The organism is Pseudogemmobacter hezensis, assembly GCF_013155295.1.
GTDB classification, from domain to species: Bacteria; Pseudomonadota; Alphaproteobacteria; order Rhodobacterales; family Rhodobacteraceae; genus Pseudogemmobacter; species Pseudogemmobacter hezensis.
The window spans coordinates 220,366-244,340 of record NZ_JABJXT010000003.1 but is presented as its reverse complement, the minus strand read 5'-3'; the positions used below and the strand labels follow the sequence as shown (position 1 = coordinate 244,340).

Sequence of the window (23,975 nt, the reverse complement as noted above, 5' to 3'; positions counted from 1 at the left end):
GCGCGGGACGGTCTTTCTCCCTAATCATTGCCCATATCATGATCAGCAATCGCCGTAACATCCTGTTTGAACATGGCCCCGGGGGCCAGCCCGCGCTTTTTGACCAGGCCATGACCGTCAAAGTCGCGCATGAGCCGCATAAGGTGGCCGAGGTTTTGCTGGACGCAGACCGGGCGCGGCGGGCGGGGGCCTGGATCGCGGGCTATATCTCTTACGAGGCGGGCTATGCCTTTGAGGACCGCCTTTCGCCCCTGACACCAAAGAACCGCCGCCTGCCCCTGGTGCATCTGGCAACCTTCATGGGGCCGTCAGACCCGTCAGCGCTGCTGGCCAGGATGGAGGCCGAGGCCGCCTCCGCCCAGATCTCAGCGCCCCAGCCGCTGATCAGCCGCGCCGATTATGACACGGCGATCACCCGCGTCCTGGACCTGATCGCGGCGGGCGACATCTATCAGGCCAATCTGACCTTCCCGCTGGCGGCGCAGCTGCTTTCGGGCACACCCGAGGGGCTTTATGGGCGGCTCAGACGTTCTGGCCCGGTGGGGCATGGGGCTTTCGTCAATCTGGTTGGCGAGGCCGCGATGGTATCGCGCAGCCCTGAGCTGTTTTTCCGCGTTGATGCGGACGGGCGGATCACCACCCGCCCGATGAAGGGCACCCGCCCGCGCGACCCCGATCCCGCCCGTGATGCGGCCCTGGCGCAGGATCTGCACCAAAGCCCCAAGGATCGCGCCGAAAACCTGATGATCGTTGATCTGTTGCGCAATGATATCAGCCGGATCTCGCAGGTCGGCAGCGTCAAAGTCCCGTCGCTTTATGCGGTCGAACATTACGCCACCGTGCATCAGATGGTCTCTGAGGTGCAGGGCCAGCTTGCATCGCCGCCCAGCCTGCCGGATCTGATCCGGGCGCTGTTCCCCTGCGGCTCGGTCACCGGGGCGCCGAAGATCCGCGCGATGGAGGTCATCCGCGAGGTCGAGCCCTTCGCCCGCGATGTCTATTGCGGTGCCATCGGCTGGATGGCCCCCGACGGGCGGGCGGATTTCTCGGTGGCGATCCGCACACTGACCGTCGATGTCGGCGATGGTGAGAACGGGGCTGCAAGCGCGGGCGAGATCCGCATGAATGTCGGCGGCGGCGTGGTGCATGGCTCGACCCCCGATGGCGAATGGGAAGAGGCGCTATGGAAAGCTCGCTTTGTGAAGGCAGCCGTGACGCCGGATTGCGGCTGATCGAGACCCTGTTCTGGGACGGTCGGGCCGCGCCGCGCTGGCCGCTGCATCTGGCGCGGCTGACGCGCAGCGCCCGGGCGCTTGGCTGGAGCTTCACGCCCCCTGCCCCCCCATCCGGGCCTGGACATCCCGCCCGGCTGCGCCTGACACTGGATGCGGCGGGCACGATTTTGCAAGAAGTGCACCCCCTGCCCGCCGCGAAACCCGAATGGGTGCTGGGCCTGGCAGAGCAGCGGCTGTCCTCGGGCGATCCCTGGCTTTTGCACAAATCGACCAGGCGCGCCCTGCATGACGCCGCCCGCGCCGCCCTGCCCCCCGCCTGGGATGAGGCGATTTTTCTGAATCAGCGTGATGAGGTCTGCGAGGGCAGCATCACCAACCTGTTCTTTGATCGCGGCGCGGGGCTGCGCACGCCGCCGCTGACCTCAGGGCTGTTGCCAGGCGTGCTGCGCCAGGAGATCGGCTGCCCCGAAGAGGTGCTGCTGGCAGGGGATCTGCCAAAGGTCCGGCTTTGGGTTGGCAATGCGCTGCGCGGGCTGATCCCGGCCCGGCTGGCCGATCAGGCAACTGGCTGAGACGCGTCACTCCTGATGGCTACCGTCCTGACAGCTACCGTCCTGGTGGCGGTCAGTCATGGTCAGCGCCCGTTACGCGCCCGCGCCCGGCCTTGACCTCACCGCGCACCGATTTCGCGGCCAGGCGGCGCTGCTGGCTGCCCCAGCTGGGCTTGGTCGCAATCCGCCGCTTTGGCACCACCAGCGCCTGGCGGATCAGCTCGGCCAGGCGTTCGCGGGCGATTTCGCGGTTGCGGGCCTGGCTGCGGGTGTCTTCGACCTGGATGACAATCGCGCCCTCCAGCGTCCATTTCCGCCCTGCCAGCCGCCGCAGCCGCGTTTTGACCGGGGCGCTGAGATGGGGCGAGCGCTCTGCCTCAAAGCGCAGCTCTACCGCGGTCGAGACCTTGTTCACATTCTGCCCGCCCGGCCCTGAGGCACGCATGAAGCTTTCTGAAAGCTCCCAGTCGGCGATGGTGATGGTCTCTGTCACATAAAGCATGGCGGCAAGGATAAGGGGCGCGACATCAAAGAGAAAGGGCCGCCTGCGAGGCGACCCCTTCCGAGTTCCGAGGAGATGGGCCAGTTAGGATCTGAAGGCCCAATCAGATGATAGTCTTACCGAGGGGCTGCCCTCAGAAAGCATACCTCCCGACTGTCTTGACACCTCTCTCCAATATCACTCTAGACACTGGATCACCTCCTTTCGAAATGTTTCCGATAGGGTGATGCTGGCACAGATTTAGTAACGATCAAGTAAATTTACACAGATCTTGCGGTCACTTTGCTGATTATGATGCGGAAAGGCACCAGTGCCACCAAAGCCAGCGCAATTTTTACGCACCAGTCACCGATCGCCAGCGAGGCCCAGAACGGGGCAAGCGGTCCAAAGCCCAAAAGCGCGCGCGGCTCTGACGCCCAGGAGACATCGACGCCAGGCTCGAGGAAGGTGAAGGCGGCGGAAAAGGCCAGCGAAAAGAAAATCACGGTGTCAATCGTCGAGGAAACCAGCGTCGAGATCAGCGGCGCTTTCCACCAGGCCCGCTCACGCAGGGCGGTAAAGACCGAGACATCGGTCATCTGCGCCACCAGATAGGCAAGCCCCGAGCCGATGGCGACGCGCAAAGTGACCAGCGGGCCGAACTCGCCCATGATCTGCGTGCCGATCAGCGAGCAGACCAGCCCGGTCAGAAAACCCGCCATCACCACGATCCGCGCGGCCCTCGGCCCCTGGATGCGGTTGACAAGATCGCCGACAAGAAAAGCGAATGGATAGGTAAAGGCACCCCAGGTCAGAAAATCCCCAAAAGGAAACTGCACAAGGATATTCGAGGCCAGCACAATCGCGGCCATGGCAAGAATGCCGGGCATCAGACGGGTCATAGATATATTCCGTTTTGACAAGGTAGCGGAGACTTGGCCCCCGCCTGCGCGGAGGGACGGCGCTGCTTACGCCCGTCGATCGCTGCCGTCAATCGCGCCGATGCCTGCTGCCCGGTCGTCGGGGGGCGCTGCCCCCTCGCGGCTACGCCGCTCACCCCCGGGATATTTAGAGACAGATGAAAAGAGGGCGGGATTATTCATATGTCCTTAACAGGATGCGGATTTGCTCCGGCGCTGCGAACGTTATTCCTTGGCCTTTCTGGGGGCAGGCTTTCTCATCCGGATTTGCTGGCGGGTTTTGGCTGCACGCAACACCATCTTCTTTGTGCTGCGAGCAGCTTCGGCAGTCTGGCCAGATTTCCCGCGACGAGGGTCATGATGAAGCGGGCACGTGCCCGTTCGATGCCCCGAAAGGCGGTTTGGGCTGCGCCTCCGATTGTTTGTGCCCGACCGAATGCTTCTTCGATCCCTTTGCCGTGCCTGAGGGACAGGGCGTAGCCCTTGTGCCGGGTGGTGCGCCCGTCGATGGCTGAATAACGCGACTTTTGTGCGACATATGGAGTGAGGCAGGCGGGGCGCAGGTCGGCAACGAACTCTGCGGCATCATATCCCTTGTCGGCGCCGCGCGTCAGCCGCCGTGTCGAGCCCGGCGAATGGCGGTGGTCGAGCCATAGGGCCGCCACTGGTTCAAGGCTCATGGCGAAGGGTCGATTGCGGCCTGCCGCTCGGCGCGCCCCGTTGCGCGGGTCAGATCCGCCTGGACGATCAGGCCGCTGCGGTTCTCCATGATCCGCGTGCCATTTGCCAGCGTGCCCTGGGCAAGGCCCGCAACGCGGCCAAGCTTCCAGGTCTCACTGTCATGGCGCCCGACCGTCACATCAACGATGCCGGTTGCGAACCATTCTGAATGCTCAATGGTCACCGAACGGTCCATCTTGCGCCCGTCAACCGAGATCGCCACCGCATGTGTGCCGGGCGGCAGGATGCGCCGGATGACAAAATTGCCGCCGCGATCAACCGGCACGGCCGCGCCCAGAACCCGCACCGGCTGCCTGGCAGGGGAATGGCCCGAGACGGTGATCGCGCCGCCGGTCGCCGGAATGGCGCGCCGTCATGTCATCGCCCTCGGCTGCCGGATGGACCGGGCCGGCCAGATCGGTCGGAAGCCGCGTCGCCGCGCGCGTGAGCACAAGGCTGCGCGCCTCGTCACGCCAGCCCGCGCTGTCGGTGGCGCGCAGGAAGTAGAGATATTCGCCCGTATCCATCGCCGCCCATATCGTTGGCTCCGGCGGGTATCGTTCAGCCCGCCTCGCCATTCGCCGCAATCGGCACCACCGCAACCCTGCGGCCATGGGCATCGGTGATCACCACCTCAGATTTGGCAATCCAGGACGGGTAATTCGCCGAGGACCGGAGCCGTCTTTGGTGAAAGTATTGACCGCAGATGCGGCGGCCGCATTGCTGATTTGGATCGTATAGGGAACCAGATCGCCAACCATCGCGGTTTCGACACCGGCAAGCGTCTCAAGCGTGAGATCGGCGACACCAGGCGACGGCATTGTCACCGGCACCTCAGCGCTTTGCACCAGCAGCACCGGCCTCGGGCCATCAGCCCGCGCCGTCGCGACATTGACCAGAGTGCCCCACGCCGCAATATCGCCGGCCGTCACCTGAGATGTCGCCTGATAGCTCCGGGTCTCATCGGGATCGAGGCTGCCCTTGCCATTGTCACCCGAGGGGCCAGTCGGCGCGAGCGTCATGGTCCCGGTCGAGGTCGTCAGACGATCCTCAACCACCAGATTCCCCGGACAGGTCGACATTTCCGGAATTCCTGACGGTGATCGTGTAGAGTACAGAGCCAGGTGCTGTGACACTGCTCCGGTTCACAAGCCCGCCCGCATAGACACCGGCCTGGGTCACGACTAGCCGGCCGTCCATCCGCGCATTTTGCAACGAGATCTGATGATCGCCGCTCCGCCCGGTGAAGGTGCCACCGAAGCAGCCATTGGAATTGCCAAGCTGATCGGTAAAAGACGGGCTTACATCCGAGAAGCGCGCAAGATCGGGGGATGAAGAGACATCGGTCAGCGGCAGACCATTCAACGGCAAAGCGACGCCATCCGGGTTGGAAATGGTGATCCGGACACGTGATTTGCCGCCACCGTTGATCGTCGGCGGGATGAATTCCTTGTTGATCGTAAGGGCTGTTTCCGGACGGGTCAGGGTCGCCGTTGCCGGAGTGACATTATAGACCTCGTTAAGCCCAGCCGGATGGCGGCTGTCGGTGGCGCTGAAATTGACCTGCGGCTGCTCCCAGGTATCAGCCGGGATGATATTCTGGGACGCTTCCTGCGACACGCAGGGCGGCAATGCCGGCGCGCGGACATCGACAGAAATCTACAGGTCGACAGTTCCCCATATTGGCCACGGTACACCTGCCCCCGGTCACCTGAATAACGGACCCGCCAGTCGGAGCAGAGGTGGTGCCGCCGCAGGTGGAAACGAGGTTGGGCACTGCTGCAATCGTCTGATCTGCGGACAGACTGTCCGTCAGGTTCATGTTGATATAACCGCCTGCCAGGTGCGTCATGCGCTCGACAGTGATTGTCAGGCGCGACACGCCATTTAAAGCGGCAATAGCCGGAGCAAAAGCTTTCGTGATCCTGACCGGACTGGTAACGCTGCCTGAAGCAGTGATGCTCTGGCTATAGGTCTGGTCCGGGCTGCCGGGCGTATCAAACAGGATGTTTCCTGCGGGAACGGTCTTGACGAAACTCCTGTAGGACGCATTGCGGGTTGCATCTGATGCCGTAAGCCGCTCGACGCTGAACGCGGGGCGAGCGTCAGTCCACTGATCCGGATGCTTGTCGTATCAGGCTGGCTCAGGGCTACTGAAGGGCCGCAGTTGTTTATGGGCTCGGCAAACAGGGCGCCAGATCCTTCAGGTGACAGGAAGATGCCACCGCCCATGGTGGCAGGATCATCGGTGATTCTGAAGTTGCTGAAGGTTTCCGTGGTCGAATTATTGGCAATGGATAAAGAGAGATATTGCGGATCACCGGCATCCTCCGCCGCCAGTAATAGATCCGCCCGCGCTGGAACAGATGAATGCACCTTCCCATCTCGCCTTAGGTCAGGAGCAGGTAAAATTCCTGCCCAGGTCACATGTGGCACATCTGTGGATCAGCTCGCGACAGATAAACGAGTTAACATATTGATCTAAAAATAAATCAACATGACACGCTTCGCCCCCTCAGCCGTTCCCGGGGCCGCCTGAGGCTCCGGGAATCTCTGTTTCAGTTCGCGCTCAGAACGCCCTGACATTGCCCCGGCAGATCAGCCATGGTGAACTGGCGCGGGTGCTTTTTCTTCGGCGGGTCTTCTTCGTTCGGATCTTTCTTGCCCGGCTGCTTCTTCGGCGGGTTCAGATAGTCGGTCACCCACCAGTTCAGCGTCTCATCGCAGCCATTGCCACCCTTCGACAGTTCGGCGACGGTCGGCGTCTGGGTTTCGCAGGCGCTGGCCCCGGCCGGACATTTCAGCCGCACATGGAAATGCGTGTCATGTCCCGCCACCGGGCGCAGTTTTTGCAGCCAGGGGGTGTCAGACTTGCGGGCCGTCTTGCAGATCTCCAGCTTGATCGCGGCGGCGACAAAGATCCGGTCAACACGTGGATCCGAGGCCGCCACTTTCAGCAGGTTCTGCGCCGCCGGGCCCCATGCCGCTGTCACCGATTTCTGGTTGGCCGAGCGCATCGGGATCGAGGACAGGCTTTCACGTTCCGCGACCGTCAGATCCAGGCGTTTCGGGGCCAGCCACCAGATATCCGCATCCAGCCCGATCTGGTGGCTTGCATGGCCGGTCACCATCGGGCCGCCGCGCGGCTGGCTGATATCGCCGATGTAAAGCCCCTTGCCCCAGCCGATCTGGCTGGCGCTATAGGACAGGTCCATCAGGAACTCGACCATCACGGGATGGCCCCAGTTGCGGTTCCTGGACAGCCGCATCGACTGCCAGTGCGGGCCGTTTTCCGGCATTTTCAAAAGCCCTGCCGCGCAGCCCTTGGAATAGGCCCCGATCGGCATCGCCTGTTGCTGAGAAGGCGCTTTATACGCACCGAACAGATCTTTGGCCAATTGCTGCGAGGCCGCCGGCATCGGCAGGGCCAACGCCGCGCAAAGCGCAAGCAGCAGCGCGCGAGAGGATGACTTAACGCTCATTCCTGCTCTCCTTTGGCATTCACGAAGGCCAGCAGCACGAGGCCCAGGATGAACAATACGATCAGCGGCAGGCCGATCCCGATCCGCTGCGAGCCGGAAATCGTGCTGACCAGTGCAATCGCCGCAGGCGCGATAAAGCTGGCCACCTTGCCCGAAAGCGCGAAGAGGCCGAAGGCTTCGGTCGCGCGGTCGGGCGTGGTGTGGCGCAGCATCATCGTGCGCGAGGCCGCCTGAACCACACCGCCCGCGCCGCCGATCATCGCGCCCAGCACCATGAAGATCACGTCGGGCTGGTTCGAGGCCGGGTCAAGCGTGATGCCCCAGACCTGCTCGCGTGTCATGCCCAAAAGCACCACACAGACCAGCGTCAGTACGATCACTGCGGTGGTGATCACCGGCTTTGGCCCGTAGGCGCGGTCAGCCCGGCCGCCGATCCAGGAGCAGAACACCGCTGCAACCGCGCCGATAATCCCGAAAATCCCGATCTGGCCGATGCTCCAGCCCAGCACCCCCGAGGCATAGATGCCGCCAAAGGTATAAAGCGCGTTCAACGCATCCCGGTAAAGCAGCGACGAGCCGAGATAGGCCGAAAGGCTGTGCCGGAATTTCAGCGAGGCGATCAGATCGCGCAGCTCGCCAAAGGCCTTGCCCAGCTGCAGCGGGCTGCTTTTGGTTTTCGGCTCTTTCACCCACAGGACAAAGGGGATCATAAAGACCGCAAACCAGATCGCGGTGAACGGGCCGACGATCCGCGAGCCGATCATCGTCTCACTGTCATCACCCAGCAGCGGGCGGATGCCCAGATAGGTGCGCGGGCCGGCGTCTTCCATGGCAACGGGGCTAAGCTCTGGCCCGGCAAGGCTGTCATCCTCGACCAGAGGTGCGCCCGTCTCGCCCATCATGCCCGCCATCTCATTGCCGTCACTTTGCGGGGCGGTGATGAAAAGGCCCAGCATCAGGATCAGCGCGATCAGCCCGCCCAGATAGCCAAAGGCGAAACCATAGCCGGAAATCGCGCCCAGATCCTCGCTGTCCGACAGCGAGGGCATCAGCGAGTTGGTGAAGATCGTGGCAAATTCCATGCCGATAAAGCCCAGGCCGAAAAAGACCACGCCCCACCACAGAACCCCGATCTCACCGCCAGGGGCCACCCACCACAGCGCCCATGCGCCGATGAAATAGATCGCCGAGAAGATCCAGACCCAGATCAGGCGACGCCCGGTTGAATCGGCGATGGCCCCCAGGATCGGCGCCAGCAGGGCGATGATCACCGAGGTCGCGGCAATGCCCCAGCCCCAAAAGCTTTGGGCGGCGGCTTTGGCGGCCTCTTCATCAAGGCCGGTGCCCATGTAATAGCCCCGCGCCACCTCGGCGAAATAGGGGGCGAAGATGAAGGTCAGCAGCAAAGTGCTATAGGGCTGGCTGGCCCAGTCGAAGAAATACCAGCCCCAGATACGTTTCTTTGCACTGACCATTTACGCGCCCTCTGTTTTACCGCCACTGAATCCTGAAACGATCTGCGGCGCAAGCGGGTAGTCCCGCTGATGTGGGTTGCCTGCCTGGGGTGCCGTCGCCCTGGGGGAACGTCGCCCTGGAGGAACGTCTCAGGCGCTTTTCGCACCATGCAGGATTTCAAGGAAGGCCGCGCCAAAACGTTCGGCCTTTTGTGCGCCCATGCCCTGGACCCGTTCCAGATCGGCAAGATTTGCCGGGCGGCGCTCGGCGATCTGGCGCAGGGTCGTGGCCGAGCATGACAGATGCTTGCCGATCCCGCCCTCGCCCCGGGCCAGCTGCAGCTGCGCCTCTGAAAGCAGGTCAAACACCTCGCCCGCCGCCTGCCCCGCCAGGGCCCGCCGCGCCGGATGCGGGCGATCAGCCATATTTCCGGCCTGGATCACCTGCAGGAAGGTCTGGCCATAGCTTTCCAGCTTTTTCGCGCCAACGCCGGAAATATGGGCCATCTGGTCCAGATTTTCCGGGCGGCGCTCGGCCATTTCGATCAGGGTGCGGTCGGCAAAAATCACATAGGCGGGCACGCCTGCGGCATCGGCCAGGGCCCGCCGCTTTGCCTTCAGCGCGGACAGCAGCGGCGCGTCTTCCTCGGCGACCAGCGCCTTGACCGGGGCACGGGTGGTGCGCAGATCGGGGCGGCGCAGCGTAACGCTGACCTCGCCGCGCAGCACGGGCCGCGCCTCTTCGGTCATCCGCAAAGCGCCGTGACGTTCAAAATCCGGGCGCAGCATGTCGCGGCCCATCATCTGCAGGAAAATCGAATTCCAGGCGGTCTTTGAAAACTCGCGCCCGACGCCGAAGGTCGGCAGGTCCTGGTGCTGGCGGGCGCGCACTTTTTCGGTGCTGGTGCCGGTCAGGATGTCGATCAGATGGCCCGCGCCAAAGCTTTCGCCGGTGCGCAAAACAGCGGACAGCGCCTTTCGCACCGGCTCGGTGCCGTCAAAGACGGCGGGCGGGCTGGCGCAGAGGTCGCAATTGCCGCAGGGGCCGCTTTCCTCGCCGAAATAGGCCAAAAGCACCTGGCGGCGGCAGGCCAGCGCCTCGGCCAGACCCAGCAGCGCATTCAGGCGGCCGTGATCGGCGGCCTTGCGTTCAGACGGGGCGGCGCCCTCGTCGATCTGGGTGCGGCGATAGCGGATGTCATCGGCACCATAAAGCGTCATCGCCTCGGCGGGGGCACCGTCGCGCCCGGCGCGGCCGATCTCCTGATAGTAGGATTCGATGGATTTCGGCAGGTCGGCATGGGCGACCCAGCGGATATCGGGCTTGTCGATCCCCATCCCGAAGGCCACGGTCGCCACCACGATCAGCCCGTCATCGCGCTGGAACCGGGTCTCGACCTCGCGGCGATCGCCCGCCTCCATGCCGCCATGATAGTAAAGCGCCTGATGCCCCGCCTCACGCAGAGCCTGCGAGAGGGTCTCTGTTTTCGCGCGGGTGCCACAATAGACGATGCCCGACTGGCCGCGCCGCGCCGCCGCGTAGCGCAGGATCTGTTCGCGCGGGCCGTCTTTGGCCGCAAAGCCCAGGTGGATATTGGGGCGATCAAAGCCGCGCAGAAAGGTCTCGGGGGGCTGGCCGTCGAAAAGGCGCTGCACGATCTCGGCGCGGGTTTCCTCATCTGCGGTGGCGGTGAAGGCGGCCAGCGGCACGCCAAGACTGCGCCTGAGTTCCCCGATGCGCAGATAATCGGGGCGGAAATCATGGCCCCACTGGCTGACGCAATGGGCCTCATCAACAGCGATCAGCGAGACGCTGATCCGCCGCAAAAGCGCCGCCGTCGCCCCTGCCGCCAGCCGCTCTGGCGCCATATACAATAGTTTCAGCCGCCCCTCATCGAGCGCCTGAAAGACCTCTTCTGTCTCTTCATCGGTATTGCCAGAGGTCAGGGCCCCCGCCTCTACCCCCGCCTCACGCAGGCCCCGCACCTGATCGCGCATCAGCGCGATCAGCGGCGAGATCACCACGGTAACGCCGTCGCGGCACAGGGCAGGCAGCTGAAAACAAAGCGATTTTCCGCCGCCTGTCGGCATGATGGCAAGGGTATTGCGCCCTTCGGTCACCGCCCTGACGATCTCGGCCTGACCAGGACGGAACTCCTGGAAGCCGAAAATCTCTGCCAGCAATGTGGCAGGGTCAGGCCGGGCGGTGTCGCGCATCACATAAAGGCGTATTGGTTGTTCACCAGGATCATCCGCAGGGCGATGATCGCCAGCAGCACCACCAGAGGTGCAAAGTCGATCCCCTGCATGGCGGGCAGAAAGCGGCGGACGCGATCATAGACCGGCTCCAGCACACGGTTCAGGCTGTACCAGATCTGCGCAACCAGCGGCTGGCGGATATTCAGCACCTGGAAATTCACCAGCCAGCTGAGAATAACATGGGCCAACACTATAAATTGCGCCACACCCAGCAAAAGCATCAGTATATCGAAGACAGACTTCATGTTTTCCTCATCCAGGCCGCTTTGGAACTGGTAACCTGCGCCGGGTCCAGGGGCAAGCCACTCAGCAGCGATGCGCGGCTGTCAAAGCGTCCCGCCCTGCCCTCCCCTGGGCGATCATGGCGGCGCGGGCGGCAGGCACGCAGCTTTTGCGCGTCAGTCCCGTGTCAGACTCGCGTCAGACCGGGGCCTCAGTCATCGCGCAGGCCCGGCTCGTCCAGAAGGGTGCGCCCGGCGCGGTCTTCGATCTCGATGATCCAAAGATCCGGGTCGCGCGACTTTGCGCGGCGCAGGGCCTCATCGACGGCGGCCTCGGGCCCTTCGGCATAGATGATCCAGCTGCGACCGCCGGTCATCAGATCTGTCCGCCGTTCCCATGAGCGGGCCTGGCCGTCCAGGGTTGCCAGCTTGACCATCACCGCCCCCGCTGTCTCATCGCCTTTGGCGGTGACATAGGCGGCAATATCGGCCAGCGACAGACGTCGCAGATAGGCCTGCACCCAGAAGGCAGCCGTCAGCCTGATCATCTGTTCCATACCCCTGCACTGACTGGAATTTTCACCCTGCAGCTCCTATATCTGAGACGCGCGATCAGGAGAAGGGAAGAGCCGATGGCAAAAGGAAATGCCCCCCGGAATGCGCCGCCAGCGGGCGCGATCATCGCCCTTCTGACTGCCGCCGTTACCAGCTTTGCCAGGTGGCGCGATCCGGCCGGGCTGGGCCAGGACCGCGTGTTGCGCGGCGCGGGGCGCAGCATCGGCCTTGGCGGCGCGATATGGCTGGCCTGGGCCGCGCTGCGGCGCGCTTTGTCACGACGGGGCTGATGCCCTGGCCACAGCCGCCCGCCCGAAAGCCGCCCGCCCAAACGCAAAACATCCGGGCCGCAACCCGGATGCCTGATTTAAACGTGCTGACTGGCCGCCGTTCAGCTGTCGCCGTCTTTGAATTCAAGCCCCATTTCTGAGTAGCGCTCGGCCTCTTCCAGCCAGTTCGGGCGCACTTTCACCTGCAAGAACAGATGCACCTCGCGGTCGAGAAACTCTTTGATCTCGGCGCGGGCCGCTTGGCCGATGGCCTTGATCGTCTCGCCGCGATTGCCCAGCACGATGCCTTTGTGGCCGTCACGGGCGACATAGACGATCTGGTCGATCCGGGTAGAGCCGTCCTTGCGGTCCTCCCATTTCTCGGTCTCGACGGTCAGCTGATAGGGGATCTCTTCATGCAGCCGCAGCGTCAGCTTTTCGCGGGTCATCTCGGCGGCGATCATCCGCAGCGGCAGATCGGCCAGCTGATCCTCGGGGTAGAACCAGGCCCCCTCGGGCAGTTCAGCCGCCAGCCATTCGCGCAGGTCCGCCACCCCATAGCCCTTTTCGGCCGAGATCATGAAGGTCTTGGCAAAGGAAAATGCCTTGTTCATCTCTTCGGTCAAGGCCAGCAGACGCTCGGCTTTGACCTTGTCGATCTTGTTGATCGCCAGGGCGACGGGGCGGTCTTTGGGCAGCTCGTCTGAGAGGCGGTCGATGATCGCCTGTGCGCCCTCAGTCAGGCCGCGATGGGCCTCGATCAGCAAGACCACGACATCGGCATCAGCCGCCCCACCCCAGGCCGCCTTGACCATCGCGCGATCCAGGCGACGGCGCGGGCGGAAAAGGCCGGGCGTGTCGACGAAAACGATCTGGGTCGCGCCTTCCATGCAGACGCCACGGATGCGGGTGCGGGTGGTCTGCACCTTATGCGTGACGATCGAGACCTTGGCCCCGACCATCCGGTTCAGAAGGGTTGATTTACCGGCATTCGGCTCGCCGATCAGCGCGACAAAGCCGGCCCGGGTCGGGCCGCCATTCGCGGCCTCCACGCCCTCGCCCGTCAGGTTGCTGTCATCGGTCATCGCCGGTCTCTCCGTTTTTGGGGGGCGTTTTGCGGCCAGGTCCGGCGGCGGGCAGCTCGCTTGCATCCCCCGTTTCCAGCCCGCGCAAAAGCGCGGCCGCAGCCAATTGTTCCGCGGCCCGCTTCGAGCCGCCCGTGGCCTCTTCGCTGGCCCCATTGCCCACCAGCACGCGCACCGTGAAAAGCGGCTGGTGATCGGGGCCAGTGCGGGCCGTTTCCGTATAGACAGGCGGTGTCATGCCCCGCGCCTGGGCCCATTCCTGCAGCGCCGATTTGGCGTCACGGGCATCGGGTTCGACCGCGCTGATCCGCTTGCCCCAAAGACGAAGCACCAGCTCTTTTGCCCGATCAAACCCCGCGTCCAGATAGACCGCCGCGATCAGCGCCTCGGTCGCATCGCCCAAAAGCGCCTCTTTGCGCCGCCCGCCAGAGAGCATCTCAGAGCGGCCCAGCCGCAGCACCTCGCCGAGGCCGATTTCACGGGCGACCTCGGCGCAGGCCTCTTTGCGCACCAGCGCGTTGAAGCGCGGCGCAAGCTGGCCCTCACGCGCCGATTTGTCAGCCGCCAGCAGCGCCTCGGCCATCACAAGGCCCAGGACACGGTCGCCCAGAAACTCCAGCCGCTGGTTGTCGGGCCGGGTGGGCGTGGCGATAGAGGGATGGGTTACCGCCCGCACCAAAAGCTCGGTGCGGGAAAATTCATACCCGATGCGGGTCTGGAACACCCTGAGATCGGCAGATAGCCGCATGGGATCAGTTGATCCTCAGGAAGAAGCGATCCGGGCGCCAGGTCCAGAAATACCACAGGCTCTTGCCCGCCGAAGAGAAGATCACCCGATCCGCACGGCCGATCAGATATTCCGCAGGCACCATGCCAACGCCGCCCTGGGCGCCCTGGCTGTAGCGCGAGTCCTGGCTGTTGTCGCGGTTGTCACCCATGAAGAAGTAATTCCCCGCAGGCACGGTAAAGACCGCCGTATTGTCGGGCAGGCCGGGTCCGTCAAACACGTTCAGAACCGGGTAAGTGCGGGTTGCATCGCCCTCGCCCGTGGGCAGGGTCTCAAGCGCGCGCGACTTTTCACAGGTGCCGCCAATGCCGACCGCGCCGTTTTCGCAACGCGGGTAATTGCTCATGGGGCCTTGCGGGCCATAGACCTCGGTGAAGATGCCGTCGGGCTGCTGCGGCACCTCTGTGCCATTCAGGATCACACGGCCGTCTTTCATCTGGATCGTATCACCGGGCAGGCCGATCAGCCGCTTGATAAAATCCTCATTGGTGACCGGATGGCGGAACACCACGACATCGCCGCGCTCTGGTTCAGAGGCGAGAATGCGGCCCTCGAAGGGGCACATCGAGAAGGGGCAGGAGTATTTCGAATAGCCATAGGCCATTTTGTTGACGAAAAGGAAATCGCCGACCAGCAGTGAGCTTTTCATCGATTCAGACGGAATCCAGAAGGGCTGGAAGAACAGCGTGCGGAACACGCCCGCAATCAGCAGCGCCCAGAAGATGGTCTTGATCGTCTCGACGAAGCCGCTGCTTTCGCCTTTTGCCTTCGCCATATCGCTCAGCCTTCCTGTAGTGATCGGTTGGCTTCTTGCGCCGGGGGGAGTGACCTGTCAAGTCGCGGGCGGGTTGTGGCCGGTCAATTACAGGTGTCAGCCGCCCTCTGCCGGGGCTGCAAGCGGCGGGCGGGCACGCGCCTCGATCACCACAAAGGCCTGGGCCCAGGGGTGATCATCGGTCAGCGTCACATGGATCACCGCCTCATGGCCGGGGGGGGTCATCGCGGCCAGGCGCTCAGCGGCCCAGCCGGTGACCGCCATGACGGGCTGGCCGGTGATCAGGTTCGAGACCGCCATATCCTTCCAGGAGATCCCCATCCGCAGCCCGGTGCCAAGCGCTTTTGAGCAGGCCTCTTTCGCGGCCCAGCGTTTGGCATAGGTGGCGGCAACCTCGCGGCGGGCTTCGGCTTTGGCCTGTTCTTGCGGGGTGAAGACGCGGTTGCGAAAACGGTCGCCGAATTTCTCCAGCGTGGCGGCGATGCGGTCGATATTGGCCAGATCAGAGCCGATGCCGAGGATCATCGCCCCGCCCCCTGCCCATATGCCGCCCTTACCATTCGCGGGCCACCCCGATGCGGCGGCGCATTTCCTCGATCGCGGGGCCAAGGCCGATATAGACCGCCTCGCCGATCAGGAAATGGCCGATATGCAGCTCGCGCAGTTCCGGGATGGCGGCGATCTCTTCGACATTTTCATAGGTCAGGCCATGGCCTGCGTGACCCTCAAGCCCCAGGGCGCTGGCCGTGGCCGCCGCATTGCGCAAAGCCAGAACCTCGGCAGCCAGCGCCTGATCGTCGCCCTTTTCATGCAGTTCAGCATAGCGCCCGGTGTGGAACATCACCGCCACCGCACCGCTGCGGGCGGCGGCCTCGATCTGGCGGGGCGCATGGTCGATCTGCAGCGCAACCCGGATCCCGGCCGCGCGCAGCGGCTGGATATAGGCCTTAAGTGCGGCCTCATCGCTGAAAAGATCCGCGGCCGGCGCGCGGCCGGGCTTGCCCGCATCCTCTGGCACCAGACAGCAGGCGGCGGGCTTCAGGCGCAGCAACAGCTGCTGCATCGCAGGCGTCGGTGCACATTCGAAATTCAGCGGGATGCCCAGCACGGCGATCAGCGCATCCATATCCTCATCGCGGATATGACGGCGATCCTCACGCAGATGGGCCGAAATGGCATCCGCCCCCGAGGCCTCGGCCAACAGGGCAGCCCGCAATGGATCAGGCCCGGCCAGGCCCCGCACATTGCGCAGCGTTGCCACGTGGTCGATATTCACCCCCAGCCTAAGCCTGCCGCGATCCGCCATTGCCGCCCCTTTGATTGCCGCCGCGCCCTGCCCCTGCATCAGACCCGCAACAGCCCTGTCAGATTAAGAGGAGGCCGCACCCGCGTCACCCCTTTGCCGACGCAATCGTTAAGGAGTTTCCGGCCCTGGGGCAACCATGCGCGATTGGGGCGGATTGTGCACCCCCGCTCAGGGCTTGCGCGTCAGATCGCGGTAGCGCGAGATCTGCGCCACATCGGTATCGGCCTCAAGCGCGGTCATCACCATATGCAGATGCTCGACATCGCGCAGATCGACATCGACCAGCAGGCGGAAGTAATCGGGCTTGCGGTCGGTGAATTTCAGATCCGAGATATTGGCGCGGCTTTCGCCGATCAGCGTGCAGATCCGCCCCAGCACGCCCGCATCATTCGAGATCGTCAGATCCAGCGAGACCGAGTGGATCGGCGCATGCCGACCCGTCATCCATTGCAGATCGACCCAGCGTTCGGTCTGGCTTTCAAATTCTTCCAGCGCCGGGCAGTCGATGGCATGGGCGACCACGCCCTTGCCGCGATAGGTGATGCCGACGATCCGCTCGCCGGGCAGCGGCTGGCAGCAGGGCGCACGGCGGAAGGCCTGATCGTCTTCCAGCCCGATCACCGGGCGATGGGTGTCAACATCCGCATCCACCTCGGCCACCAGCTCAGGATAGAGCACCTCAACCAGCCGCCGCGCCGTGATCTCGGCCGAGCCGACCCGCGCCAGCAGTTCGGTCTCATCGGGGATGCCCAGCAGCTTTGCCGCCGTGCGCATCGCCTTGTCACTGGCCTTTTTGCCGACGTGTTCAAAGGCCGCCCGCGCCAGTTCATGCCCAAGTTTCACGAAGCGGCCGCGATCTTCCTCGCGCAGGCTCCGTCGGATCGCTGCCTTGGCGCGGCCCGTGGTCACGATATCAACCCAGGTCGGCTGCGGGCGCTGGCCCTCGGCGGTGATGATCTCGACGGATTGTCCGTTTTTCAGCCGGGTCCAGAGCGGCACGCGGATGCCGTCGATCTTGGCGGAAACGGTGGAATTGCCGATCCGCGTGTGGATCGCATAGGCGAAATCCAAAGGCGTCGCACCGCGCGGCAGCTGGATCACCTCGCCCTTGGGGGTGAAGCAGAAGACCTGATCGGAATACATCTCAAGTTTGACGTTTTCCAGGAATTCGTCGTGGTCTTCCTCATCCAGACGCTCGGTCATCTGGCTGATCCAGCTGGCCGGATCGACGGCAAAGGGGTTCCGGCCCAGCACACCCTCACGGTAGGACCAATGCGCGGCAACACCGGATTCGGCGACTTCGTGCATCTCACGGGTGCGGATCTGCACCTCGACCTTGGACGCGGCACGGCCAGAAACGGTGGTATGGATCGAACGATAACCGTTTGATTTCGGCTGAGAGATATAGTCCTTGAACCGCCCCGGCACCGCCCGCCAGCGCTGATGGATCACGCCCAGGATGCGGTAGCAATCGGGCAAAGATCCGCAGATCACCCGAAAGCCATAAATGTCGGAAAGCTGCGAGAAAGAGAGATCCTTCTCCTGCATCTTGCGCCAGATCGAATAGGGCTTCTTGGCGCGCCCATAGACCATCGCCTCCAGCCCCTCACGGTCAAGTTCCGAGCGGATATCGGCAGTGATCTTATGCACCACATCGCCGGTTTTCTTCTGCAGCGTGATAAAGCGGCGGATGATCGAATTGCGGGCCTCGGGGTTCAGCACGCGGAAGGAGAGATCCTCCAGCTCTTCGCGCATCCATTGCATCCCCATGCGGCCCGCCAGCGGCGCATAGATCTCCATCGTTTCGCGGGCCTTTTGCGCCTGCTTTTCCGGCTTCATCGACTTGATCGTGCGCATATTGTGCAGACGGTCGGCCAGCTTCACCAGGATCACCCGCAGATCGCGGGACATCGCCATGAAAAGCTTGCGGAAATTCTCAGCCTGTTTGCTTTCGGCCGAGGACAGCTGCAGGTTCGTCAGCTTGGTCACACCATCGACCAGCTCGGCCACATCGGGGCCGAACTGCTCAGCGATCTCGGTCCAGGTCGAGCGGGTATCCTCGATCGTGTCATGCAAAAGCGCGGTGACGATCGTATCATCATCCAGCCGCATCTCGGTCAGAATGGCGGCGACGGCGACGGGATGGGTGAAATAGGGTTCGCCCGATTTGCGATACTGCCCCTCATGCATGCGGATGCCATAGGCATAGGCGCGGCGGATCAGATCGGCGTCAGAGCGCGGGTTGTAGTTGCGGACGAGGGCGATCAGGTCTTCTACGTCAATCATTGCTCACCGCCCGCTCTTTCACGGTCTTATCTTCCATGACAGGCGCAATGCGCGGCCCGTCTTTCACAGTCATCAGGCGCATAGTCTGCAACGGCCAAACCTTAACGTATAGACCTTAAAGCAAAGATCTTAACGCAGCCCTTCTGGCCTGAGGGCCCGGTGCCGGGCCCGTAACGCATCCGGACCCTTAACGCTTCCAGGCCCTTAACGCTTCCAGGCCCGTAACGCATAAAGCGGGGCTTTTCAGCCCCGCCCATGACAAAATAGAAATCCGCTCACTGTGACGGGCCTGCCTGCCATGCAAAGCCCTTTCGGGCAAAGCCTCAGCAAAAGCGCGGGCCCCGTCGGCTCAGTTCTCGCCCTGGGCTTCCATAAGAGCGCGCAGAAGTTTTTCTTCCGACATGTCGTCCTGTTGCGGGCGGTCGATATCGCCAGCCATCAAAAGCGCCATCTGATCTTCTTCCGGCTCGTCGACCTCGATCTGGGTCTGGAACGATTCGATCATCCGCTCGCGCAGGACTTCAGCCGACTGGGTCTCATCCGCGATTTCACGCAGCGAGACGACCGGGTTCTTGTCATTGTCGCGCTCAACCGTCAGCGGCGCGCCGGTGGCGATTTCACGCGCACGATGGGCAGCCAGCAGAACCAGTTCAAAGCGGTTCGGAACCTTGTCAACGCAATCTTCGACCGTCACACGGGCCATGGGTCAGTCTCTCCAGGGTTCGGGCCGGGCAATTGCCCTGGCGCAGCGCCGGGGCCTTTCGCGGGTGCTGACATCAGGGTGCGCCATTTACAGACCGCAAGCGTCAGCACCTGGTCAGACCAGGCTCTCGGAAAAGGCCTACTTAAGGGCATTTCGCGCTTGTGACAAGAGCAATCGGGCCAGGACCGCCTGAGCAAATCAATCGCAAAGCCAACAGGGCCTGCCGATCGGCGGCGCTATAACGGCCGGACGGCCTCGCGCTCGGCTGCGGGCAGTGCCGCCAGCATCTGCCGCACGGTAAGGCCAAGGCGCGGATGGTGCCAGTCAGGTGCGATTTCAGCCAGAGGCACCAGCACGAAGGCCCGGTCCTGCATCCGCGGATGCGGCAGGATCAGCTCTTCGGGGGCAAGCCTGGCCTGCTGTGCGGGCGGCAGGTGGCGCCAGTGGTCCTGCATCGCGGCACCGGGCAAAACCGAATCACCCCAGGCGAGAAAATCCAGGTCCAGCGTTCGCCCCGCCCACCGATTTTGCCGCTCGCGCCCGAATTTCGCCTCAACACGGTGCAGGATTTCCATCAACTCCGCGGGAGCGGTTAAAAAATCTGCACGCACTTCGATGGCAGCGTTAACATAGTCCGGCCCCGCCCCAGCCGGAAAGCAGGGTGTGCTATAGAAGCGACTTGCCCCTGAAATCGTTAACGCTTCCTCCCTGAGGGCCCGAATTGCCTGCCTGAGAATCTCTGCCGGAAAGATGTCTCCGAGTGGCAAGTTTGCGCCGAGCGCTATCAGAACAGGGGTTGCAGGTTTGCCGCTGATCAATTTCATACCGTATCGTTTACCAGTCGCCTTTGTCATCGAAACCTATTTTGAGGCCCAGTGAAAGGCATTGCTTTTCCGAAGGCCGCACATCGTGAAACTTCGATGCAGAGGTGATTGTTCGAGGGGAACTTGAATGTTTTACAAAGACGAACGGCTCGCGCTGTTCATAGATGGATCCAATCTCTATGCCGCTGCAAAGGCGCTTGGGTTCGACATCGACTACAAACTGCTGCGCATGGAATTCATGCGCCGCGGCAAGCTGTTGCGGGCCTTCTACTACACCGCTCTGCTTGAGAATGAGGAATATTCGCCGATCCGTCCATTGGTCGACTGGCTGAACTATAACGGGTTCACCATGCGCACCAAACCGGCGCGGGAATATACCGACAGCATGGGCCGCCGTAAGGTCAAAGGCAACATGGATATCGAACTGGCTGTCGATGCGATGGAACTCGCATCCCGGCTGGATCATATCGTGCTGTTCTCTGGCGATGGCGACTTCCGTCCGCTGGTGGAAAGCCTGCAGCGCCAGGGCGTGCGGGTCTCGGTGGTCTCGACCATCCGCAGCCAGCCACCGATGATCTCGGACGAGCTGCGCCGCCAGGCCGATAACTTCATCGAGCTGGACGAGCTGCGCGATGTCATCGGTCGCCCGCCGCGTGAGCCACGCGGGGTCGAGGGCGAAGAGGTCACCGTCGGCGCCCGCTGAGGGCCACAACATACGGTTGGCCGGAAGATACTGGCCAGGCGATCTGCTCTGACCCCGGTCAGGGGTGCACGGGACGCGAAAGCGGCCTGCGATAAAGTGCAACCCAGGAAGAGCAGCCTACACAGATTACGTCTTGCCATAGGGCGCGCTTCTGATCAGAAGCGCGCCCTATGGATTTTCTGCTGAGCCTCAGCCTCTCTCTTGGCCCCTATGGCCTTGCTCTTGCGGCCTTTATCGCCGCGACGCCGCTGCCAATGAACTCTGAGGTGGTTTTCATCGCGCTGCAGGCGGCGGGCCAGTCGCCTCTGATGCTGGTGCTGGTGGCGTCAGCTGCCAATATCCTGGGATCCTGCGTGACCTATTGGTGCGGGCTGCAAGGCGAGCGTCTGCGCGGCAGCCGCTGGTTTCCCTTTACCGATCAGGGCCTGGTGCGGGCCCGCGCCTGGTTTTCCCGCTGGGGGTTGTGGTCGCTTTTGCTGGCCTGGGCGCCGGGGGGCGATCTGATCGTGGCGCTGGCCGGGCTGATGCGGGTCAATCCGCTGGTGTTTCTGGCGCTGACCACCATTGCCAAAACCGCCCGCTATACGGTGCTGGCACTGATCGGGGCCGGGCTGCTGGGCGGCTGAGCCATCAGAGACCGGGCCGGACGAAACGCCAGTCGGCGCCCAGTCGGAAGCCGAGTCGGGAACCCAGTCGAAAATCCAGTCGGCGGGGCCATTCACCCGACCAGTCACCCGGCCAGCCACCGCCGATCTGACATATCCGGGATACAGCTTTTACGGCGCAGCACTGGACCGCAGCCCCATTTGACACTACCTCTGCAATCAGCCCACCCCCATGCGCCTGAACGCGACCCGGGGGATGCCAGAGAACCACCCGGGAAGATCCATGACCGCCCAGCCATCCAACCCCTCATCCGGCCTGCCGCCCCTGATGCTCTATCTCGCAGCGCCGCGCGGCTTTTGCGCGGGCGTCGACCGGGCGATCCAGATCGTCGAGATGGCTTTGGAGAAATGGGGTGCGCCCGTTTATGTCCGCCATGAGATCGTCCACAACCGCTATGTGGTTGACGGGCTGCGGGCCAAGGGCGCGGTCTTTGTCGAGGAACTCAGCGAATGCCCCGATGACCGCCCGGTGGTGTTCTCCGCCCATGGCGTGCCAAAATCGGTGCCCGCCGAGGCCAGCACCCGCCAGATGATCGCGGTCGATGCCACCTGCCCGCTGGTCACCAAGGTCCATAATGAGGCCGCGCGTCACCACAACAACGGCCTCCAGCTGATCTATATCGGCCATGAGGGCCACCCCGAAACCGTCGGCACCATGGGCCAGCTGCCGCCCGGCGAGGTGCTTCTGGTCGAGACCCCCGAGGATGTCGCGGGCCTTAGCGTGCGCGATGAGACAAAACTGGCCTTCGCCACCCAGACCACGCTTTCCGTCGATGACACAGCGGCGATTGTTCAGGCGCTGCGGGACCGTTTCCCCGCGATCACCGGCCCGGGGCACGAAGATATCTGCTATGCCACCACCAACCGCCAGGCGGCGGTGAAGGCAATCGCGCCCAAAATCGACGCGCTTTTGGTGGTCGGTGCGCCCAATTCCTCAAACTCGAAACGTCTGGTCGAGGTGGGCCGCGCGGCGGGCTGCTCTTATGCGCAGCTGGTGCAGCGGGCCGCCGATATCGACTGGCGGGCGCTGGAGGGGATCACCACGCTTGGCGTGACCGCCGGGGCCTCGGCGCCTGAGGTGCTGATCAATGAGGTGATCGACGCCTTCCGCAACCGCTTTGCGGTAACCGTTGAACTGGTCGAGACCGCCGTCGAGAATATCGAGTTCAAGGTGCCCCGCATCCTGCGCGTGCCCGCCGCGTGAGACGCGCCCTGCGCAGATCTTGCGCCCGGGCGCGCCGCGTGACATCACCCCGTCATGCCTGATCTTTTCGCCTATACCGACGGAGCCTGCTCTGGAAATCCCGGCCCCGGTGGCTGGGGTGCGCTGCTGATCGCCCGCGACGGCGAGACTACCCTGAAGGAACGCGAGCTTTCGGGCGGCGAGCCAGACACCACCAACAACCGGATGGAGCTTCTGGCCGCGATCAACGCGCTGGAAAGCCTGACGCGCCCCTCGACCCTGACCGTGATCACCGACAGCGCCTATGTGAAAAACGGCGTGACCGGCTGGATCCACGGCTGGAAGCGCAACGGCTGGAAGACCGCCGATAAAAAGCCGGTCAAGAATGCGGATCTGTGGCAGCGGCTGGAAGAGGCGCAGTCCCGCCATCAGGTCACCTGGCAATGGATCAAAGGCCATGCCGGGCACCCGGAAAACGAGCGGGCCGATGCCCTGGCCCGGGCCGGAATGGCGCCTTACAAAACTGCAGCAAAAGGGTCATAAAAGGGTCACGGGAAAAGGGTTGATCCCCCGCCCCGGCTCGCGCATCGTTCCAGGATGCCACGCCGCAAGATCCTTTCCGACGCCGAAGTCCTTCAGGCCACCCGCCAGCTGTTCGCAGCGGGGGGCGAGAAAGCGATCAGTTTCGGCAATCTGTCGCGGGCAACCGGGCTGGCGGCCTCGACGCTGGCGCAGCGGTTCGGGTCTGTCGAGGGACTGCAGGCCGCCGCCACAGCCGACGGCTGGCATGGGCTGACAGAGGCCCTGACGGCGGCCGATCACCTTAGCCAGGGCAAAGGCCCCCACGCCCTGCTGAAAGCGCTGGAGGCTGGCGATCTGCCGATCATGCTGCTGCTGACCCTGGGCTGGCGCAACCATGAGGCACTGGCCCAGGCCGCCCGCTGGCGAGCCCATGTCGAGATGGCGCTGGCCCTGCGCATAGGCCAGGGTGAAAAGGCCCGCCAGCAGGCGCAGATGCTTTTTGCGGCCTGGCAGGGCAAGCTGATCTGGCAGATGGAAGAGCCGCGGCTGAAAGACCTCTCAAAGCGGCTGGCATAGGCCCACAAAGCGCCGCACCGGCCCGAAAACCACCTATTTCATCCACAGCTTCCATAAGACAATCAACGCCAGCGCACCGAGAAAAGCGCCCACGAACCCTGCGGCCAGCCCCAAAGACCAGACCAGAAAACGCAGGGAAAACCCGCCAATCAAAGCGCCGAACACGCCAAGCGCGATGGTCGTCGGAACGTCAGTCTGCAGCCGCATCACCCGGGTCGCCAGAAATCCCGCCGCCGCGCCGATGATCAACAAGGAAATGAATGGCATCCGTCCCTCCTCTTCCGATCAGATATAGGAAGGAGGCGCATAAGGTATAAGACAGTGCCAGGGATTTTCGTCGTAAGCCTCCGGCGGGGATATTTAAGGACAGATGAAAAGCGGCATTCATCTGTCTCTAAATATCCCGGGGGAGT

Annotated in this window: 27 protein-coding genes and 2 pseudogenes; 8 read left to right on the top strand and 21 right to left on the bottom strand. The window is 63.3% G+C overall.

The features are described 5' to 3' along the window. The first annotated feature begins 38 nt into the window (after positions 1–38). Complete coding sequence (locus tag HOY34_RS05080) at positions 39–1,232, top strand: aminodeoxychorismate synthase component I (RefSeq protein WP_172360456.1); 1,194 nt, start codon at positions 39–41, stop codon at positions 1,230–1,232. Then, a complete protein-coding gene (locus HOY34_RS05075; protein ID WP_172360454.1) occupies positions 1,184–1,807 on the top strand; it encodes an aminotransferase class IV in 624 nt (207 codons plus the stop codon). Before HOY34_RS05080 ends, HOY34_RS05075 begins: the two co-directional genes overlap by 49 nt. Positions 1,808–1,859: 52 nt before the next feature. Here the strand turns inward: HOY34_RS05075 and arfB are convergent, their stop codons facing one another. The 12 genes and pseudogenes from arfB to HOY34_RS05020 form a co-directional block, all read right to left on the bottom strand. Further along, entirely contained in the window at positions 1,860–2,288 is a 429-nt protein-coding gene (arfB, locus tag HOY34_RS05070) for an alternative ribosome rescue aminoacyl-tRNA hydrolase ArfB (RefSeq protein ID WP_172360452.1), read from the bottom strand. Between the two features lie 260 nt (positions 2,289–2,548). Continuing rightward, entirely contained in the window at positions 2,549–3,169 is a 621-nt protein-coding gene (locus HOY34_RS05065; RefSeq protein ID WP_172360450.1) for a queuosine precursor transporter, read from the bottom strand. A 275-nt stretch (positions 3,170–3,444) separates the two neighbouring features. Continuing rightward, a pseudogene (locus tag HOY34_RS05060) lies at positions 3,445–3,968 on the bottom strand (transposase); the annotation flags it as partial. Between the two features lie 214 nt (positions 3,969–4,182). Beyond that, positions 4,183–4,434: a hypothetical protein gene (locus HOY34_RS05055; protein WP_172360448.1), complete on the bottom strand. Its 252-nt coding sequence runs from the start codon at positions 4,432–4,434 to the stop codon at positions 4,183–4,185. A 99-nt stretch (positions 4,435–4,533) separates the two neighbouring features. After that, a complete protein-coding gene (locus tag HOY34_RS05050; protein ID WP_172360446.1) occupies positions 4,534–4,989 on the bottom strand; it encodes a hypothetical protein in 456 nt (151 codons plus the stop codon). Next, positions 4,958–5,527 (bottom strand): DUF7933 domain-containing protein, encoded by a 570-nt coding sequence (locus tag HOY34_RS05045; RefSeq protein ID WP_172360444.1) that lies wholly within the window; start codon positions 5,525–5,527, stop codon positions 4,958–4,960. The genes HOY34_RS05050 and HOY34_RS05045 overlap by 32 nt, the downstream gene beginning before the upstream one ends. Continuing rightward, on the bottom strand, positions 5,490–5,831 hold the full coding sequence (locus tag HOY34_RS22580) for a DUF7933 domain-containing protein (protein WP_495553236.1): 342 nt from the start codon (positions 5,829–5,831) through the stop codon (positions 5,490–5,492). Before HOY34_RS22580 ends, HOY34_RS05045 begins: the two co-directional genes overlap by 38 nt. A gap of 634 nt (positions 5,832–6,465) precedes the next feature. Then, positions 6,466–7,389, bottom strand: coding sequence for a penicillin-insensitive murein endopeptidase (gene mepA, locus HOY34_RS05040; RefSeq protein ID WP_436644987.1), 924 nt, complete (start codon positions 7,387–7,389; stop codon positions 6,466–6,468). Further along, complete coding sequence (locus HOY34_RS05035; protein ID WP_172360443.1) at positions 7,386–8,864, bottom strand: MFS transporter; 1,479 nt, start codon at positions 8,862–8,864, stop codon at positions 7,386–7,388. Before HOY34_RS05035 ends, mepA begins: the two co-directional genes overlap by 4 nt. Positions 8,865–8,993: 129 nt before the next feature. Then, complete coding sequence (recQ, locus tag HOY34_RS05030) at positions 8,994–11,060, bottom strand: DNA helicase RecQ (RefSeq protein ID WP_172360441.1); 2,067 nt, start codon at positions 11,058–11,060, stop codon at positions 8,994–8,996. Continuing rightward, complete coding sequence (locus tag HOY34_RS05025; protein ID WP_172360439.1) at positions 11,060–11,347, bottom strand: YggT family protein; 288 nt, start codon at positions 11,345–11,347, stop codon at positions 11,060–11,062. Before HOY34_RS05025 ends, recQ begins: the two co-directional genes overlap by 1 nt. A gap of 188 nt (positions 11,348–11,535) precedes the next feature. Beyond that, on the bottom strand, positions 11,536–11,871 hold the full coding sequence (locus tag HOY34_RS05020; protein WP_172360693.1) for a DUF1491 family protein: 336 nt from the start codon (positions 11,869–11,871) through the stop codon (positions 11,536–11,538). An 84-nt stretch (positions 11,872–11,955) separates the two neighbouring features. On the opposite strand from HOY34_RS05020, the gene HOY34_RS05015 reads away from it, so the two are divergent. Further along, entirely contained in the window at positions 11,956–12,168 is a 213-nt protein-coding gene (locus tag HOY34_RS05015; RefSeq protein WP_172360437.1) for a hypothetical protein, read from the top strand. Between the two features lie 101 nt (positions 12,169–12,269). Here HOY34_RS05015 and era read toward each other — a convergent pair whose 3' ends face one another. From era to folK, 8 genes and pseudogenes are all read right to left on the bottom strand, one after another. Beyond that, positions 12,270–13,232, bottom strand: a complete 963-nt coding sequence (gene era, locus HOY34_RS05010; protein ID WP_172360435.1) for a GTPase Era — start codon at positions 13,230–13,232, stop codon at positions 12,270–12,272. Positions 13,233–13,305: 73 nt separating this feature from the next. Next, positions 13,306–13,980 (bottom strand): annotated as a pseudogene (rnc, locus tag HOY34_RS05005) (ribonuclease III); the annotation flags it as partial. A gap of 4 nt (positions 13,981–13,984) precedes the next feature. Then, positions 13,985–14,794, bottom strand: a complete 810-nt coding sequence (lepB, locus tag HOY34_RS05000) for a signal peptidase I (RefSeq protein ID WP_172360431.1) — start codon at positions 14,792–14,794, stop codon at positions 13,985–13,987. Between the two features lie 96 nt (positions 14,795–14,890). Then, positions 14,891–15,319, bottom strand: a complete 429-nt coding sequence (gene acpS / locus HOY34_RS04995) for a holo-ACP synthase (protein ID WP_172360429.1) — start codon at positions 15,317–15,319, stop codon at positions 14,891–14,893. Between the two features lie 28 nt (positions 15,320–15,347). Next, the gene (locus HOY34_RS04990) at positions 15,348–16,100 is read right to left on the bottom strand and encodes a pyridoxine 5'-phosphate synthase (protein ID WP_172360691.1); all 753 of its coding nucleotides are present in this window, start codon (positions 16,098–16,100) and stop codon (positions 15,348–15,350) included. Between the two features lie 168 nt (positions 16,101–16,268). Then, on the bottom strand, positions 16,269–18,386 hold the full coding sequence (locus tag HOY34_RS04985) for a RelA/SpoT family protein (RefSeq protein WP_172360427.1): 2,118 nt from the start codon (positions 18,384–18,386) through the stop codon (positions 16,269–16,271). A gap of 349 nt (positions 18,387–18,735) precedes the next feature. Next, positions 18,736–19,089 (bottom strand): DNA-directed RNA polymerase subunit omega, encoded by a 354-nt coding sequence (gene rpoZ, locus HOY34_RS04980; RefSeq protein ID WP_172360425.1) that lies wholly within the window; start codon positions 19,087–19,089, stop codon positions 18,736–18,738. A gap of 236 nt (positions 19,090–19,325) precedes the next feature. Continuing rightward, positions 19,326–19,913 carry a 2-amino-4-hydroxy-6-hydroxymethyldihydropteridine diphosphokinase gene (gene folK, locus HOY34_RS04975; RefSeq protein WP_172360423.1) on the bottom strand — a complete coding sequence of 196 codons (588 nt, stop codon included), beginning with the start codon at positions 19,911–19,913 and terminating at the stop codon, positions 19,326–19,328. Between the two features lie 127 nt (positions 19,914–20,040). Between folK and HOY34_RS04970 the strand changes: the two genes are divergently transcribed. The 5 genes from HOY34_RS04970 (at position 20,041) to HOY34_RS04950 (ending at position 23,562) form a co-directional block, all read left to right on the top strand. Continuing rightward, positions 20,041–20,616 carry a LabA-like NYN domain-containing protein gene (locus tag HOY34_RS04970; RefSeq protein ID WP_172360421.1) on the top strand — a complete coding sequence of 192 codons (576 nt, stop codon included), beginning with the start codon at positions 20,041–20,043 and terminating at the stop codon, positions 20,614–20,616. A 170-nt stretch (positions 20,617–20,786) separates the two neighbouring features. Then, the gene (locus tag HOY34_RS04965) at positions 20,787–21,242 is read left to right on the top strand and encodes a YqaA family protein (protein WP_172360419.1); all 456 of its coding nucleotides are present in this window, start codon (positions 20,787–20,789) and stop codon (positions 21,240–21,242) included. Between the two features lie 262 nt (positions 21,243–21,504). Beyond that, a complete protein-coding gene (gene ispH, locus HOY34_RS04960; RefSeq protein ID WP_216654644.1) occupies positions 21,505–22,485 on the top strand; it encodes a 4-hydroxy-3-methylbut-2-enyl diphosphate reductase in 981 nt (326 codons plus the stop codon). A gap of 54 nt (positions 22,486–22,539) precedes the next feature. Beyond that, positions 22,540–23,007 (top strand): ribonuclease HI, encoded by a 468-nt coding sequence (rnhA, locus tag HOY34_RS04955; RefSeq protein ID WP_172360417.1) that lies wholly within the window; start codon positions 22,540–22,542, stop codon positions 23,005–23,007. Positions 23,008–23,061: 54 nt separating this feature from the next. Then, the gene (locus HOY34_RS04950; protein WP_172360415.1) at positions 23,062–23,562 is read left to right on the top strand and encodes a TetR/AcrR family transcriptional regulator; all 501 of its coding nucleotides are present in this window, start codon (positions 23,062–23,064) and stop codon (positions 23,560–23,562) included. Positions 23,563–23,595: 33 nt separating this feature from the next. Here the strand turns inward: HOY34_RS04950 and HOY34_RS04945 are convergent, their stop codons facing one another. Further along, the gene (locus HOY34_RS04945; RefSeq protein WP_172360413.1) at positions 23,596–23,829 is read right to left on the bottom strand and encodes a GlsB/YeaQ/YmgE family stress response membrane protein; all 234 of its coding nucleotides are present in this window, start codon (positions 23,827–23,829) and stop codon (positions 23,596–23,598) included. Positions 23,830–23,975: the final 146 nt, after the last annotated feature.